This is a genomic window from Planifilum fimeticola (genome assembly GCF_003001905.1).
In the GTDB taxonomy this organism is placed as follows: Bacteria; Bacillota; Bacilli; order Thermoactinomycetales; family DSM-44946; genus Planifilum; species Planifilum fimeticola.
In genome coordinates, this window is record NZ_PVNE01000026.1 from 17,850 (window position 1) to 33,356 (window position 15,507).

General features: G+C 59.4%; 16 protein-coding genes. All 16 read left to right on the forward strand.

The window, feature by feature from the left end; all coding sequences use genetic code 11:
• Positions 1–13 precede the first annotated feature (13 nt).
• The 16 genes from rpoC to rpsC all read left to right on the forward strand — a co-directional run bounded on the left by rpoC (position 14) and on the right by rpsC (position 15,506).
• Positions 14–3,634, forward strand: coding sequence for a DNA-directed RNA polymerase subunit beta' (rpoC, locus tag CLV97_RS14095; RefSeq protein ID WP_106346169.1), 3,621 nt, complete (start codon positions 14–16; stop codon positions 3,632–3,634).
• 174 nt (positions 3,635–3,808) lie between these two features.
• Positions 3,809–4,060, forward strand: a complete 252-nt coding sequence (locus CLV97_RS14100) for a 50S ribosomal protein L7ae-like protein (RefSeq protein ID WP_106346170.1) — start codon at positions 3,809–3,811, stop codon at positions 4,058–4,060.
• Between the two features lie 173 nt (positions 4,061–4,233).
• Positions 4,234–4,647 carry a 30S ribosomal protein S12 gene (rpsL, locus tag CLV97_RS14105; RefSeq protein ID WP_106346171.1) on the forward strand — a complete coding sequence of 138 codons (414 nt, stop codon included), beginning with the start codon at positions 4,234–4,236 and terminating at the stop codon, positions 4,645–4,647.
• A 53-nt stretch (positions 4,648–4,700) separates the two neighbouring features.
• Positions 4,701–5,171, forward strand: a complete 471-nt coding sequence (gene rpsG, locus CLV97_RS14110; RefSeq protein ID WP_106346172.1) for a 30S ribosomal protein S7 — start codon at positions 4,701–4,703, stop codon at positions 5,169–5,171.
• Between the two features lie 36 nt (positions 5,172–5,207).
• Positions 5,208–7,283: an elongation factor G gene (gene fusA / locus CLV97_RS14115; RefSeq protein ID WP_106346173.1), complete on the forward strand. Its 2,076-nt coding sequence runs from the start codon at positions 5,208–5,210 to the stop codon at positions 7,281–7,283.
• Positions 7,284–7,402: 119 nt separating this feature from the next.
• A complete protein-coding gene (gene tuf, locus CLV97_RS14120) occupies positions 7,403–8,593 on the forward strand; it encodes an elongation factor Tu (RefSeq protein WP_106346174.1) in 1,191 nt (396 codons plus the stop codon).
• Positions 8,594–8,864: 271 nt separating this feature from the next.
• Positions 8,865–10,484 (forward strand): peptide ABC transporter substrate-binding protein, encoded by a 1,620-nt coding sequence (locus CLV97_RS14125; RefSeq protein ID WP_106346175.1) that lies wholly within the window; start codon positions 8,865–8,867, stop codon positions 10,482–10,484.
• A gap of 75 nt (positions 10,485–10,559) precedes the next feature.
• A complete protein-coding gene (locus CLV97_RS14130) occupies positions 10,560–10,985 on the forward strand; it encodes a hypothetical protein (protein ID WP_106346176.1) in 426 nt (141 codons plus the stop codon).
• A 274-nt stretch (positions 10,986–11,259) separates the two neighbouring features.
• Positions 11,260–11,568: a 30S ribosomal protein S10 gene (rpsJ, locus tag CLV97_RS14135; protein ID WP_092039331.1), complete on the forward strand. Its 309-nt coding sequence runs from the start codon at positions 11,260–11,262 to the stop codon at positions 11,566–11,568.
• Positions 11,569–11,605: 37 nt separating this feature from the next.
• A complete protein-coding gene (gene rplC / locus CLV97_RS14140; RefSeq protein ID WP_106346177.1) occupies positions 11,606–12,232 on the forward strand; it encodes a 50S ribosomal protein L3 in 627 nt (208 codons plus the stop codon).
• A 28-nt stretch (positions 12,233–12,260) separates the two neighbouring features.
• A complete protein-coding gene (gene rplD, locus CLV97_RS14145; protein ID WP_106346178.1) occupies positions 12,261–12,887 on the forward strand; it encodes a 50S ribosomal protein L4 in 627 nt (208 codons plus the stop codon).
• Complete coding sequence (rplW, locus tag CLV97_RS14150; protein WP_106346179.1) at positions 12,884–13,171, forward strand: 50S ribosomal protein L23; 288 nt, start codon at positions 12,884–12,886, stop codon at positions 13,169–13,171. Before rplD ends, rplW begins: the two co-directional genes overlap by 4 nt.
• A gap of 25 nt (positions 13,172–13,196) precedes the next feature.
• The gene (gene rplB, locus CLV97_RS14155) at positions 13,197–14,027 is read left to right on the forward strand and encodes a 50S ribosomal protein L2 (protein WP_106346180.1); all 831 of its coding nucleotides are present in this window, start codon (positions 13,197–13,199) and stop codon (positions 14,025–14,027) included.
• A 162-nt stretch (positions 14,028–14,189) separates the two neighbouring features.
• Positions 14,190–14,471 (forward strand): 30S ribosomal protein S19, encoded by a 282-nt coding sequence (rpsS, locus tag CLV97_RS14160; protein WP_092039341.1) that lies wholly within the window; start codon positions 14,190–14,192, stop codon positions 14,469–14,471.
• Between the two features lie 31 nt (positions 14,472–14,502).
• Entirely contained in the window at positions 14,503–14,835 is a 333-nt protein-coding gene (gene rplV / locus CLV97_RS14165) for a 50S ribosomal protein L22 (RefSeq protein ID WP_106346181.1), read from the forward strand.
• 14 nt (positions 14,836–14,849) lie between these two features.
• Positions 14,850–15,506 (forward strand): 30S ribosomal protein S3, encoded by a 657-nt coding sequence (gene rpsC / locus CLV97_RS14170; RefSeq protein WP_106346182.1) that lies wholly within the window; start codon positions 14,850–14,852, stop codon positions 15,504–15,506.
• Position 15,507 lies beyond the last annotated feature (1 nt).

The window sequence follows — 15,507 nt, forward strand, 5'->3', positions numbered from 1 at the left end:
GGAGGAATGCCCTGTGCTGGACGTCAACAACTTTGAATTCATGAAAATCGGCCTAGCCTCTCCGGAGAAGATCCGCTCCTGGTCCCGCGGCGAAGTGAAGAAGCCGGAGACCATCAACTACCGGACGCTGAAGCCGGAAAAAGAAGGGCTGTTCTGCGAAAAGATCTTCGGCCCGACGAAGGATTGGGAGTGCCATTGCGGGAAATACAAGCGGGTTCGATACAAGGGGGTTGTCTGTGACCGCTGCGGCGTGGAAGTGACCCGGGCCAAGGTCCGTCGGGAGCGGATGGGGCATATCGAGCTGGCCGCCCCGGTTTCCCACATCTGGTATTTCAAGGGGATTCCCAGCCGGATGGGCCTGGTTCTGGACATGTCTCCGCGTTCCCTGGAGGAAGTGATCTACTTCGCCTCCTACGTCGTCGTCGACCCCGGTCCGACGCCTCTGGAGAAAAAGCAGCTCCTGTCCGAGAAGGAGTACCGCAACTACCGGGAGAAGTACGGCAACGCCTTTACGGCGATGATGGGGGCGGAAGCCATCAAGCGGCTCCTCCAGGAGATCGACCTGGACAAGGAAGTGGAAGCCCTGAAGCAGGAGCTGGCCACCGCCCAGGGTCAGCGCCGCAACCGGGCGATCAAGCGGCTTGAAGTGCTGGAGGCCTTCCGGAATTCCGGCAACCGTCCGGAGTGGATGGTCCTCGATGTGCTCCCGGTGATTCCGCCGGAACTGAGGCCGATGGTCCAATTGGACGGGGGGCGGTTCGCCACCTCGGATTTGAACGACCTGTACCGCCGGGTGATCAACCGGAACAACCGTCTGAAGCGCCTCTTGGATCTGGGCGCTCCGGACATCATTGTCCAAAACGAGAAGCGGATGCTGCAGGAAGCGGTGGACGCCCTGATCGACAACGGCCGGCGCGGACGGCCGGTGACCGGACCGGGCAACCGCACCCTCAAGTCCCTCTCCCACATGCTGAAGGGAAAACAGGGGCGGTTCCGCCAAAACCTGCTGGGTAAGCGGGTGGACTATTCCGGCCGGTCGGTGATCGTCGTCGGCCCCAACCTGAAGATGTATCAGTGCGGTCTGCCCAAGGAGATGGCCCTGGAGCTGTTCAAGCCCTTCGTGATGAAGGAGTTGGTGGCCAAGGGACTCGCCCACAACATCAAGAGCGCCAAGCGGAAAGTGGAGCGGGTTCACCCTGAAGTGTGGGATGTGCTGGAAGAAGTGATCAAGGAGCATCCCGTCCTCCTGAACCGGGCTCCCACGCTGCACCGCCTCGGGATTCAGGCCTTCGAGCCGGTGCTGGTGGAGGGGAGGGCGATCAAGCTGCATCCCCTCGTATGTACGGCTTACAACGCCGACTTCGACGGGGACCAAATGGCCGTCCACGTCCCCCTTTCCGCCGAAGCCCAGGCGGAGGCGCGGCTGTTGATGCTGGCGGCCCACAATATTCTCAACCCCAAGGACGGCAAGCCGGTGGTGACCCCCTCCCAGGACATGGTGCTCGGCTGCTACTATCTGACCCTGGAGAAGGCGGGGGACAAAGGGGAAGGACGCCGCTTCGCCACGCCGGGTGAAGCGATCAATGCTTATCAGCAGGGACTCGTCACCCTGCACGCGCGGATCGTCATCCCGGTCCGCAGCCTGAACCGGACGTCCTTCACCGAAAAACAGAAGAACGCGCTGCTCATCACCACGGTCGGCAAACTCATCTTCAACGAGATTTTCCCTGACGCATTCCCCTATATCAACGAGCCGACCAAAAAGAACCTGACGGAAGGAACTCCCGACCGCTACTTCATCTACGAAAAGGGAGCCAACGTGCTGGAGAAAATCCAGAGCCTCCCCGAAACCGATGCGGTGAAAAAAGGCTTCCTGGGAACGATCATCGCCGAGTGCTTCCGTCGGTTCGGCACCACCCAGACGACCATCGTTCTGGATAAGATCAAAGAGCTGGGCTACTCCTACTCCACCAAGGCGGGGATCACCATTTCCGTCACCGACGTGGTGGTTCCCGAGGAGAAAAAGGAGATTCTGAAACAGGCCGAAGAAAAGGTCGAGCTGGTGATGAAGCAGTACCGGCGCGGTCTCATCACCGACGAAGAGCGGTACGATCGCGTGATCTCCATCTGGAGTCAGGCCAAGGATGAGATCACCGACATCCTGATGAAGAAACTGGGCAAATTCAACTCGATCTACATGATGGCCAACTCCGGAGCCCGGGGGAACGTTTCCCAGATCACCCAGCTGGCGGGGATGCGCGGTCTGATGGCCAACCCGGCCGGTAAGATCATCGAGCTGCCCATCAAGTCCAACTTCCGCGAAGGCTTGACCGTGTTGGAGTACTTCATCTCCACCCACGGCGCCCGGAAGGGGTTGGCGGACACGGCGCTCCGGACGGCGGACTCGGGTTACCTCACCCGTCGTCTCGTGGACGTGGCCCAGGATGTGATCGTCCGCGAAGAGGATTGCGGCACCGACAAGGGGCTGACCGTCCGTCGGATCGAAGACGAGGGGGAAGTGATCGAGGAGCTTTACGACCGGATCGTCGGCCGGTTCGCCTTCAAGACGATCCGCCATCCGGAGACGGGGGAAGTGATCGTCGAGCGGAACAAGATGATCGACGAAGACATCGCCGCCCGCATCGTGGAAGCCGGCATCGAGGAAGTGGAGATCCGCTCCGTCCTCTCCTGCCGGACCCGCCACGGGGTCTGCAAGATGTGCTACGGCCGCAACCTGGCCCTCGGCACCCCGGTGGAGATCGGCGAAGCGGTCGGGATCATCGCCGCCCAATCCATCGGGGAACCGGGAACCCAGCTCACCATGCGGACCTTCCATACCGGCGGCGTGGCCGGGGACGACATCACGCAGGGTCTGCCCCGGGTGCAGGAGCTGTTTGAGGCCCGCAACCCGAAAGGGCAGGCGACGATCTCCGAAATCAGCGGGGAAGTCGTCGACATCCGCGAGACGCGGGATCGCCGGGAAGTCGAGATCAAGGGCGACGTGGAAACCAAGGTGTACGGCGTTCCCTACGGATCGCGCCTCCGGGTTTCCGTCGGAGACCGCGTCGAGGCCGGGGATGAATTGACCGAAGGATCGATCGATCCGAAGGAGCTTCTCCGCGTCAAGGGCATCCGCGGCGTTCAGAACTACCTCCTGCAGGAAGTGCAGAAGGTGTACCGGCTGCAGGGAGTGGAGATCAACGACAAGCACATCGAAGTGATGATCCGCCAGATGATGCGCAAGGTGCGCATCACCGACGCGGGGGACACCGATCTCCTCCCCGGCTCCTACGTCGACCTCCACGAGTACGAGGAGGCCAACAAGAAGGTGCTGCTGGAAGGGAAGGAGCCGGCCGTCGCCCGGCCCATCCTCCTGGGGATCACCAAGGCTTCCTTGGAAACCGAATCCTTCTTGTCGGCGGCCTCCTTCCAGGAGACGACCCGGGTGCTCACCGACGCCGCGATCAAGGGCAAGGTGGATCAGCTGCTGGGATTGAAGGAAAACGTGATCATCGGGAAGCTGATCCCGGCCGGTACCGGCATGGCCCGCTACCGCAACCTGAAGGCCCGGGTCCGCGGCGAAGAGCAGACCGACGGCGAAGGGGCGGAACAGGAAAAAGTGCTGGTGGATTGAGGATTGGCCCTGCTCGGGAAGGGCCGGGAAGGCGGATCGGGGCGCGGCGTTCGCCCCGATCCGCCGGCTTTCCTTCCCCCGGCGGACGGACCGAATGGTCCTTATTGACAACGTTTCGGCAAGGTGTTAAGATATCGTCGTGTGCTTGGTAAATTTCACTTTGGAGGGCTACTTGTGTCTTATGAAAAAGTGAAAGAGGCGAAATCCTTGTTGATCGGTACCAAGCAGACGAAAAAAGCGATTGAACAGGGGAAGGTGCAGGAAGTCGTCGTTGCGCAGGACGCAGACCAACACGTGATCTCACCGGTGATCTCCATGTGCCGGAACCGGGGGATCGCCGTCAGCTATGTCGATTCCATGAAGGAGCTCGGGAAAGCTTGCGGAATCGAAGTGGGAGCAGCCACGGCGGCGATCTTGAAGCAGTGAACCTCCGGTCGCTTTTCTGATCGATCCGCTGTTGATCCGTGATGTTCGGAAGCCGCGTGCCGCTGTCGCGGGACGCGTTCCGCTTGTGCGCGGGGTGACCATGCCCTTCCTTTGTCCACAAATGAACCGCCTGGTTCTGTGGTCTTGAATTCGATGGGGAGGAGGTGGCACATTTGCCGACAATCAACCAGCTCGTCCGGAAGAGAAGGAAGCGGAAAAAGTCCAAATCGACGGCGCCGGCCCTGCAATACGGGTACAACAGCTTCCGCAAGGAGCTGATTCCCCAAAGCTCGCCGCAGAAGCGCGGTGTCTGCACTCGTGTGGGGACGATGACTCCGAAGAAGCCGAACTCCGCGCTTCGGAAATACGCACGGGTTCGCCTCTCCAACGGGATTGAGGTGACCGCATACATTCCGGGGATCGGCCACAACCTTCAGGAGCACTCGGTTGTTCTCGTGCGGGGCGGACGGGTGAAGGACCTGCCTGGTGTGCGTTATCACATTGTCCGCGGTGCGCTGGACACGGCCGGCGTGCAGAACCGGATGCAAGGCCGTTCCAAATACGGGACCAAGCGGCCGAAGAAGTGACGCCAGCATGAAACATCGAAGGAGACATACCGCGCGGTAAAGGAGGGAAACGCATGCCACGCAAGGGACCGGTACCCCGTCGGGAAGTCCTTCCCGATCCGATCTACAACAGCAAGCTGGTGACACGGCTGATCAACCGGCTGATGATCGACGGAAAGAAAGGGAAAGCCCAACGGATCCTGTACGAAGCCTTCGACATCATCCGCGAGCGGACGGGCAAGGATCCGATGGAGGTGTTCGAACAGGCCCTGAAAAACGTGATGCCTGTTCTCGAAGTGAAGGCTCGCCGCGTCGGCGGGGCCAACTATCAGGTGCCCGTCGAAGTGAAGCCGGACCGGCGCACCAGTCTGGGACTGCGCTGGTTGGTCAACTACGCACGGCTGCGCAATGAGAAGACGATGCAGGAGCGGTTGGCCAACGAAATCATGGATGCGGCCAACAACACCGGCGCAGCGGTGAAGAAGAAGGAAGACACCCACCGGATGGCGGAAGCCAACCGGGCGTTCGCACACTATCGCTGGTAATCCCACTGTAAGCGGAGCTTGAAAGGAGACATTCCGATGGCACGTGAATTTTCTTTGGAAAACACGCGCAACATCGGGATCATGGCTCACATCGACGCCGGTAAGACGACGACCACGGAACGGATCCTGTTCTACACCGGCCGCGTGCACAAGATCGGAGAGGTGCACGAAGGGGCGGCCACCATGGACTGGATGGAACAGGAGCAGGAGCGCGGGATTACCATCACCTCCGCAGCGACCACGTGCCAGTGGAAAGGTCATCGGATCAACATCATCGACACTCCGGGACACGTCGATTTTACCGTCGAGGTGGAGCGGTCCCTGCGCGTGTTGGACGGGGCGGTCGGGGTCTTTTGCGCCAAGGGCGGCGTGGAACCCCAGTCCGAAACCGTCTGGCGGCAGGCGGACAAGTACCGCGTCCCGCGGATCGCATACATCAACAAGATGGACATCATCGGCGCCGATTTTTACGGTGCCGTCGAGCAGATCCGCGAACGGCTCGGGGCCAACGCGGTGCCGATCCAACTGCCCATCGGGGCCGAGGATACCTTTGAAGGGATCATCGACCTGATCAAGAACTGCGCCTACTACTATCTGGATGATCTCGGAACCCGCAGCGAGGCGCGGGAGATTCCCGACGAATACAAGGAGAAGGCGGAAGAATACCGGATGCAGCTGCTGGAAAAGGTGGCTGATCTGGACGACGAGCTGATGATGAAATACCTGGAAGGGGAAGAGATCACCGAGGAGGAGATCCACCGCGTCCTCCGCAAGGGGACGGTGAACGTGGAAATCGTTCCCGTTCTGTGCGGCTCTTCCTACAAGAACAAAGGGGTTCAGCTCCTCCTGGACGCCGTGGTGAATTACCTGCCGTCCCCGCTGGACGTGCCGGATATCCAGGGCGAGCTTCCGGACGGAACGGAGGCTTCGCGGAAATCCGGGGACGACCAGCCCTTCGCGGCGTTGGCGTTCAAGATCATGACCGACCCCTATGTCGGAAAGCTCACCTTCTTCCGCGTCTACTCCGGCACCCTCAATTCCGGTTCCTACGTGCTCAACTCCACCAAGGGCAAGCGGGAACGGATCGGCCGGATCCTGCAGATGCACGCCAATCACCGGCAAGAGATCAGCACCGTTTATGCCGGTGACATCGCCGCCGCCGTCGGGCTGAAGGACACCACGACGGGGGACACCCTGTGCGACGAGAAACATCCGATCATCCTGGAATCGATGGTCTTCCCCGATCCGGTCATCTCGGTGGCCATCGAACCGAAGACCAAGGCCGATCAGGACAAGATGGCGATGGCCCTCGTCAAACTGTCCGAGGAGGATCCCACCTTCCGCTCCCATACCGACGAGGAGACGGGTCAGACGATCATTTCCGGGATGGGCGAACTCCACCTGGACATCATCGTCGACCGGCTGAAGCGGGAGTTCAAGGTGGAGGCCAACGTCGGCGCACCCCAGGTGGCCTACAAGGAAACCTTCCGCAAGTCGGCCAAGGTGGAAGGGAAATACATCCGGCAGACCGGTGGACGCGGCCAGTACGGTCACGTGTGGATCGAATTCGAACCCCTGCCTGAAGGGTCCGGTTTCGAGTTCGAGAACAAGATCGTCGGCGGCGTCGTTCCGAAGGAATACATCCCCGCCGTTCAGGCCGGGATCGAAGAAGCCATGCAAAACGGCGTTTTGGCCGGATACCCCATGGTGGACATCAAGGCCACCATCTTCGACGGGTCCTACCACGATGTGGACTCCTCGGAAATGGCCTTCAAGATCGCCGGTTCCCTCGCCCTCAAGGCGGCGAAGGACAAATGCGATCCGGTTCTGCTCGAGCCGATCATGAAGGTGGAAGTCACCGTTCCCGAAGAATACATGGGGGACATCATCGGGGACATCAACTCCCGGCGCGGTCGCGTCGAGGGCATGGACTCCCGGTCGGGCTCCCAGGTGATCCGGGCCTTTGTCCCCTTGGCGGAGATGTTCGGGTATGCGACCAACCTGCGTTCGCGCACCCAGGGCCGCGGCACCTATGTCATGCAGTTTGACCACTACGAGGAAGTGCCCAAGAACATCGCCGATGAGATCATCTCCAAGGCATCGGGCCAGTAATCCCGATGAAATGAAGCAAGCCCCGAAGCGGTCATCCGCTTCCGGCTATATTCCCTGTCACCCGGCCGGGCGGTTCGGGTGAAAGAGAATCCGAAATAAACAAAGGAGGATGCAGTATCATGGCCAAAGCCAAATTTGAGCGCACCAAGCCGCACGTCAATATCGGCACCATCGGTCACGTCGACCACGGGAAAACCACGCTGACCGCGGCGATCACCACCGTGCTCTCCAAAACCGGTGGAGCGGTTGCCACCGCCTACGATGAAATCGACAAAGCGCCGGAAGAAAAAGAGCGGGGGATCACCATCTCCACCGCCCACGTGGAGTATGAAACCGAAAACCGCCACTATGCCCACGTGGACTGCCCGGGTCACGCCGACTACGTGAAGAACATGATCACCGGGGCTGCCCAGATGGACGGTGCGATCCTCGTCGTTTCCGCCGCCGACGGCCCGATGCCGCAAACCCGGGAGCACATCCTGCTCTCCCGTCAGGTGGGCGTTCCCTACATCGTCGTCTTCCTGAACAAGGTGGACATGGTGGACGACGAAGAGCTGCTCGAGCTGGTTGAAATGGAAGTCCGGGATCTGCTCTCCGAATACGACTTCCCCGGTGACGAAGTGCCGGTCATCAAGGGTTCCGCCCTCAAAGCGCTGGAAAACCCGGAAAGCGAATGGGCCGACAGCATCCGCGAGCTGATGAAAGCCGTGGACGAGTACATCCCGACCCCGGAACGGGATACCGACAAGCCCTTCATGATGCCGGTCGAAGACGTGTTCACCATCACCGGGCGCGGTACGGTGGCCACGGGCCGTGTCGAGCGGGGAACCGTCAAAGCGGGGGACGAAGTGGAGATCGTCGGTCTGTCCGAAGAGCCCAAGAAAACCGTTGTTACCGGGGTGGAAATGTTCCGGAAGCTGCTTGACCAAGCCGAAGCCGGTGACAACATCGGTGCCCTGCTCCGCGGGATCGAGCGGAAGGAAGTGGAGCGCGGTCAAGTGCTGGCCAAGCCTGGCAGCATTCAACAGCACACCAAATTTACCGCTCAAGTCTACTGCTTGACCAAGGAAGAGGGAGGACGTCACACCCCGTTCTTCAACGGTTATCGTCCCCAATTCTACTTCCGCACCACCGACGTGACCGGTGTCGTCAAGCTGCCGGAAGGGACCGAAATGGTCATGCCCGGAGACAACGTCACCCTGGAAGTGGAATTGATCTCCCCGATCGCCATCGAGCAAGGAACCAAATTCGCGATCCGCGAAGGCGGCCGCACGGTCGGAGCCGGCGCGGTGACGAAAGTCAACGAATAAGGGATGCAAAAGCCGTCGACCTGTACAGGTCGGCGGCTTTTTTGTGTCAGTGCGCCCCGGGCCCTTTCCAATCCTGAATTTTCCTAGTCTGATTTTTTCCTTTAAAAGCTTCATCGCCTCCGACGGGGACGGCCGGAGCGGGGAACCGATTGTTGGAAATGACGAAAAATACTTTATTTAAAGGGACTGGCTCGTTATAATACTAAGAGATCCCGATGATTGAATTATCATTTATTTTGTTTAACACGAATATTCCGTTTAGGGGAGGAAGATGGTGAAAAAGAGGTTTTCCGCTCTTGCCGTGCTGGTAGGGCTCACGGGATGGTTGCTTGCAGGATGCGGTGGCTTTCTCGGGGAGGCTTTCAAGGGAAGCGGAGAGAAACAGGTGCTCAACCTGGTGGAAAAAGCGGAACCGATCAATCTGGACACGGCCAAACTGATCGACGACAGTTCCGTGAAAATCGCGACCAATGTGCTGGAGGGATTGATGCGCCTGGGTCCGGAGAACCGGCCGGAGCCGGGAATGGCCGCCGATTTTCCGAAGATCAGCAAGGATAAAAAAACCTATACCTTCAAGCTGAGGGACGCGAAGTGGAGCGACGGTCGGCCGGTAACGGCCCACGATTTCGAATATGCCTGGAAGCGGGCGCTCAACCCCAAGACCAAGTCCGCCTACGCCTTTATCCTTTATCCGATCGAGGGTGCGGAGGAATATCACACCGGCAAGGGGAGTGCGGAGGACGTGGGGGTCAAGGCTCTCGACGACAAAACCCTGCGGGTCCGGTTGAAGGAACCCATTCCCTACTTTCTCAGCCTGACTTCCTTCATCACCTATTCTCCGCAGCGGAAGGACATTGTGGAGAAGTACGGGGACGAGTATGCCAAGGATGCGGACAAGATGGTGTACAACGGACCCTTTGTGATGTCGGAGTGGAGTCATCAGAACAGCTATCAGTTTTCCAAGAACGGGAAGTACTGGGACCGCAAAAACGTCCACCTCGACGAGGTGAACGTCCGAATCGTGCCGGATGCGGAAGAAGCAATGGGAATGTACGTTTCCAACCAGGCGGATGTGGTGATGTTGAACAACGATCTGATCGACGCCTTCAAGGACACCAAGGAATTCGTCACGGCCAACAGCGGAACCATCTATTTCCTTCGGTTCAACACGAACTTTTCGATCTTCGCAAACAAGAAAATCCGTCAAGCCTTCAGCCTGTCGGTGGATCGGGAAGAGCTGATCGCAAAGGGGTTGAAGGACGATGTTCCCGCGGGGGGCATGGTGCCCCCGCTGGTGATGGGTTATGAGGGATATTTCCGGGATCATGCCAAGGAATACGTGAAGTACGATCCGGAAAAGGCCAAAGGCCTGCTGCAGGAGGGGATGAAGGAGCTGGGCATCGACACCCTCCCGGACATCGAGCTTCTCGTCTATGACGATGACCGGAAACTCATCGCCCTCACCCTGAAGGAGCAGTTGCAGAAAACCCTCGGCGTGAAGATCCGGATCAATCCCCTCCCGCAAAAGCAGAAATTCGAAATGGAGGAACAGGGGAAATTCCACCTTACCTTTGTTCGTTGGACGGGGGATTACAACGATCCGATGACCTTCCTCGACATGTGGCACTCTAAAAACGCCCTCAACTTCGGCGGCTGGAGCAACGGGCGGTATGACGAGCTGATCGAGCGCTCCCGGGAGAACCCCGACTTTAAAAAGCGGGAGAAGGACCTGATTCAGGCGGAGAAAATCCTGGTGGAAGAAGCGGGAGCGGCCCCCCTCTATTATGAAAAGGAGGCATACCTTCAAAAGACCTACGTCAAGAATCTGGTGCGCCATCCGGTCGGGGCCAAGTACACCCTGAAATGGGTCCGCATCGAAGGAAAGCCCTGAAGAGAGAGTATGAACGAAGAAGCGCTTACCGCCGATTGATGCTGATGTTGTCACGGAGGCGGGAGGGGGGTGCCGATGGAACCGGTTCATGTGCTCTTGGTCCGGGAAGCGGACATGCAGATGTCCGGCAGCGGTTGTTGCGGTTGGATCGAGGGGGATGCCCGTTTCTGGACGGATGAGGGATGCGTCTTTCCGGAACGCAGACGGTTGATGGAGGAGATGGGAAAAATCTATGTGGAACTGACGAAACATTTCGGCGATCGCGTCCGGGTGGATGTGGTCGACCCTCGCAATCTCTTTTCCTACACGACCCTTCTGTGGCGGGCACGGAAAAAGAACGGTCGGTTCCGCGCTTTCTGGGCAAACTGGCTGAAGGGATACAACACCGCAGCCGTCATCGTCGACGGTGAGGTGGTTGCCTCGGGGAAAGTCCCCGCGCCGCTTTCTGTCATCAAGGCGGTGGATCGGGCGCTGGCCGATCGAAAGGTTTGGTCTGGTTAAGGTGGAGCTGGATCCGAAACCGAAGAACCGGTTGTTCGGAGAAGAGATCAATCCCCCTTTGGGACGATATATATATAATGAAAAAATGAAATGCCGGGTAAGATGCCGATTTTTTCTTGCATCCGTCCCGGCCTTTTTATATAATATAACTCGTTGGTTTGTGGACAGCGATGAAGCGGAAGGTTGCCGACACACCCGGCCCCTTTGCCATGGGTGGTCGGGAAATTTTCGCGGAGAAGTCCATTGTCAAAATGGGCGAAAGGGAGGGGCATCGATGGCCAAACAGAAAATTCGCATCCGGCTCAAAGCGTACGACCACCGCATCCTGGACCAGTCTGCGGAGAAGATCGTCGACACGGCCAAGCGGACGGGGGCCGGCGTTTCGGGGCCGATTCCGCTGCCGACGGAGCGGTCGGTGATTACGATTCTGCGGGCGGTCCACAAGTATAAGGACTCCCGCGAGCAATTCGAGATGCGGACCCACAAGCGGTTGATCGACATCGTCAACCCGACGCCGCAGACGGTGGACGCGTTGATGCGGTTGGATCTGCCGTCCGGTGTGGATATCGAAATCAAACTATAGAGGCTGATGCAACCCAGGCCGTCAGGAGGTGTTTGAGGTGAAGGGGATTCTCGGCAAGAAGCTGGGGATGACGCAGGTTTTTGATGCCGAGGGCACGGCGGTGCCGGTGACGGTGATCGCTGCCGGTCCTTGTGTCGTCCTCCAGAAGAAGGAAAAAGCGACGGACGGGTACGAAGCCGTTCAGCTCGGCTTTGAAGACAAAAAGGAACATCGGGCGAACCGCCCGGAGATCGGCCACGCGAAGAAGGCGGGGACGACCCCGAAGCGCTTTATCCGTGAAATTCGCGGAATGAATCCGGCGGAGTTCGAACTGGGTCAGGAAGTGAAGGTCGACCTGTTCGCCGAAGGTGATGTCGTGGATGTCACCGCCACGTCGAAGGGGAAGGGCTTTACCGGCGCCATCAAGCGGCACAACCAAGCCCGCGGGCCGATGAGCCACGGTTCCAGGTATCATCGGGGACCCGGATCCCTCGGGTCGATCGCGCCTAACCGCGTGTTCAAGGGACAAACGCTTCCCGGGCGCATGGGAGGCGAGCGCGTGACCATCCAGAACCTGAAGGTGGTCAAGGTGGACCCCGAGCGCAACCTGCTCCTGATCAAGGGGTCGGTGCCCGGACCGCGGAACAGCTACGTCATCGTCAAGTCCGCCGTAAAGAGCAAGTGATGTTCGCATAGGGAAAGGAGGATCTGTCATGCCGAAGGTGGCAGTGTACGACATGAACGGCAGCCAGGTGGACGAAATCGAATTGTCCGATGCCGTGTTCGGTATCGAGCCCCATGCCGCCGTCCTCCACGACGCCGTCGTCATGCAGCTGGCGTCGATGCGACGGGGGACCCACGCGGTGAAGAACCGGGCGGCCGTGCGCGGAGGAGGACGCAAGCCCTGGCGGCAAAAAGGGACCGGTCGCGCCCGTCACGGTAGCATCCGTTCGCCCCTGTGGGTGGGCGGCGGGGTTGTCTTCGGACCGAAACCCCGCAGTTATGCTTATAAATTGCCGAAAAAGGTGCGCCGTTTGGCGATGAAATCGGCTCTGTCGTCCAAGGTGAGGGATGAAGAACTGATCGTGCTGGACGATCTGAAGATGGAACAGCCCAAAACCCGCGAGATGGTGAAGGTTCTGGGCAACCTGAAGGCGGACCGCAAAGCGCTGGTGGTCAGCTCGAACTACGACGAGAACGTGGCCTTGTCCGCCCGCAACATTCCCGGAGTGAAGTTTATCCAAGCCGAAGGACTCAACGTGTACGACATCTTGAACCACGACAAGCTGATCCTCACTCGGGATGCAGTGGCCCGCGTGGAGGAGGTGTGGGGCCGGTGAAAGACCCTCGCGACATCATCCGCCGCCCTGTGGTGACCGAGAAGTCGACGGATCTGATGGCTGAGAAGAAGTACGTCTTCGAAGTGGATCCGAAGGCCAACAAGACGGAGATCAAGCAGGCGGTGGAACAGATCTTCGGAGTGAAAGTGGAAAAGGTGAACACGATGAACGTCCGCGGAAAAGTGAAGCGGTTCGGCCGCTACAGCGGACGGCGGCGCAACTGGAAAAAGGCCATTGTAAAGCTGACGGAGGACAGCAAGACGATCGAGGTCTTCGAAGTCTGATTCCCTGAGAAAAGGAGGGAGAATCATGGGTATCAAGCATTTTAAACCCACCTCTCCGGGTGTGCGGCAGAAGACGGTCTCCACCTTCGAGGAGATCACCACTGACAAGCCGGAAAAATCCCTCACCGTACCGCTGATCCGGAAAGCGGGCCGGAACAACCAAGGGAAGATCACGGTGCGCCACCAGGGGGGCGGGCACAAGCGGAAGTACCGGATCATCGATTTCAAGCGGAACAAGGACGGAATTCCCGGCAAGGTGGCGACCATCGAGTACGATCCCAACCGTTCGGCGCGGATCGCCCTCATCCATTATGCAGACGGTGAGAAGCGGTACATCCTGGCTCCCCACGGTCTGAAAGTGGGAGACAAGATCATGTCCGGTCCCGACGCGGACATCAAGGTGGGTAACGCCCTGCCCTTGGCCAACATCCCGGTGGGAACGGTGATCCACAACATCGAGCTGAAGCCGGGCCGCGGCGGGCAGATGGTTCGCGCGGCGGGCGCCCAGGCGCAGCTGTTGGGGAAAGAAGGCGATTACGCCATCATCCGTCTCGCATCCGGTGAAGTGCGCATGGTTCGCAAGGAATGCCGGGCGACCATCGGTCAGGTGGGCAATCTGGACCACGAACTGATCACGATCGGTAAGGCGGGACGGGCGCGCTGGCTCGGACGCCGTCCGACGGTTCGCGGTTCGGTGATGAACCCTGTGGACCACCCGCACGGCGGTGGTGAGGGTAAGGCTCCCATCGGGCGGAAGTCGCCGATGACTCCGTGGGGTAAACCGACTCTCGGTTTCAAGACCCGGAAGAAGAACAAGCCTTCGGACAAATACATCGTCCGTCGCCGCAAGAAGTAAGTTCCGCCCCGGAGTTCGCCGCGGTTCCTTTCCGGCCTTCGGCGCTTTCCGGAGGTCGCCTGGAATCGGAGTTCGAGGAAGTGGCGCGGTCAATGCATGGTCGTATGTTTTCCTTTACCCTTCTCCACCCGGAGAAAAACTGCCCGAAGGGAGGTCGCATGCATGGGACGCAGCCTGAAAAAAGGCCCCTTTGCCGATGAGCACCTGCTGAAAAAAGTGCGGGAGCTGAATGAGAAGAATGAGAAGCGCGTGATCAAGACGTGGTCCCGCCGTTCCACCATTTTCCCCGAGTTTGTCGGGCACACCTTCGCCGTGTACGACGGGAGGAAGCACGTGCCGGTGTACGTGACGGAGGACATGGTGGGGCACAAGCTGGGCGAATTCGTCCCCACCCGCACCTTCCGCGGTCACGCTGGCGATGACAAAAAGACGCGCAAACGGTAGAGGACCGGTCGCGTGAGAGGAGGTTTGGAAGATGCGAGCGAGAGCCGTCGCACGTTACGTCCGGATCGCACCGCGCAAGGCGCGGCTGGTGATCGACCTGATCCGCGGAAAATCCGTGGAGGAAGCCCTGGCGATCCTGCGTTTCACCCCCCGGGCCGCCTCGCCGATCATCGAAAAGGTATTGCGCTCGGCGGTGGCCAATGCGGAGCACAACTACAACATGGACACCTCGCGCCTTTACGTTGAGAAGGCCTACGTGGACGAAGGTCCGACGATGAAGCGGTACCGCCCGATGGCCAAGGGACGGGCCGGCCGGATCAATAAGCGGACCAGCCACATCACCGTGGTGGTGGCCGATGAATAAGGAGGGATGAACCGGTGGGTCAGAAGGTAAATCCGGTGGGACTCCGGGTTGGAATCATCCGGGACTGGGAGTCCAAATGGTACGCCGGAAAGGATTATGCCGACCTGTTGCATGAGGATATTCGGATTCGCGAATACATTTATCGCCGGTTGAAGGACGCCGCCGTCTCCACCATCGAGATCGAGCGGGCCGCCAACCGGGTGAACATCACCATCCACACCGCGAAGCCCGGCATGGTGATCGGTAAGGGCGGAGCGGAAGTGGAAGCCTTGCGCCAGGAACTGGTCAAGATGACCGGGAAAAAGGTGCACATCAACATCAGTGAGATCAAGGTTCCGGAGTTGGATGCGAGACTGGTTGCGGAGAACATCGCCCAACAATTGGAACGACGCATTTCCTTCCGCCGCGCGATGAAACAGGCCATCCAGCGGACTCTCCGGGCCGGGGCCAAGGGTGTGCGCACCCAGGTGAGCGGCCGCCTCGGCGGTGCCGATATCGCCCGGACGGAAGGCTACACGGAAGGGACGGTTCCTCTCCACACGCTGCGGGCGGACATTGACTATGGCTTTGCGGAAGCCCATACCACCTATGGACGGATCGGCGTGAAAGTGTGGATTTATCGCGGCGAGGTTCTTCCCAAGAAGAAGGAAGAGGCGGAAGGAGGCGAGTGAC

What these genes read in the sequence shown, in the direction of transcription:
- rpsG (WP_106346172.1), top strand. Translation starts at nt 4,701, where the DNA reads ATGCCACGCAAGGGACCGGTACCCCGTCGGGAAGTCCTTCCCGATCCG.
- fusA (WP_106346173.1), top strand. Translation starts at nt 5,208, where the DNA reads ATGGCACGTGAATTTTCTTTGGAAAACACGCGCAACATCGGGATCATG.
- tuf (WP_106346174.1), top strand. Translation starts at nt 7,403, where the DNA reads ATGGCCAAAGCCAAATTTGAGCGCACCAAGCCGCACGTCAATATCGGC.
- CLV97_RS14125 (WP_106346175.1), top strand. Translation starts at nt 8,865, where the DNA reads ATGGTGAAAAAGAGGTTTTCCGCTCTTGCCGTGCTGGTAGGGCTCACG.
- CLV97_RS14130 (WP_106346176.1), top strand. Translation starts at nt 10,560, where the DNA reads ATGGAACCGGTTCATGTGCTCTTGGTCCGGGAAGCGGACATGCAGATG.
- rpsJ (WP_092039331.1), top strand. Translation starts at nt 11,260, where the DNA reads ATGGCCAAACAGAAAATTCGCATCCGGCTCAAAGCGTACGACCACCGC.
- rplD (WP_106346178.1), top strand. Translation starts at nt 12,261, where the DNA reads ATGCCGAAGGTGGCAGTGTACGACATGAACGGCAGCCAGGTGGACGAA.
- rplB (WP_106346180.1), top strand. Translation starts at nt 13,197, where the DNA reads ATGGGTATCAAGCATTTTAAACCCACCTCTCCGGGTGTGCGGCAGAAG.
- rpsS (WP_092039341.1), top strand. Translation starts at nt 14,190, where the DNA reads ATGGGACGCAGCCTGAAAAAAGGCCCCTTTGCCGATGAGCACCTGCTG.
- rplV (WP_106346181.1), top strand. Translation starts at nt 14,503, where the DNA reads ATGCGAGCGAGAGCCGTCGCACGTTACGTCCGGATCGCACCGCGCAAG.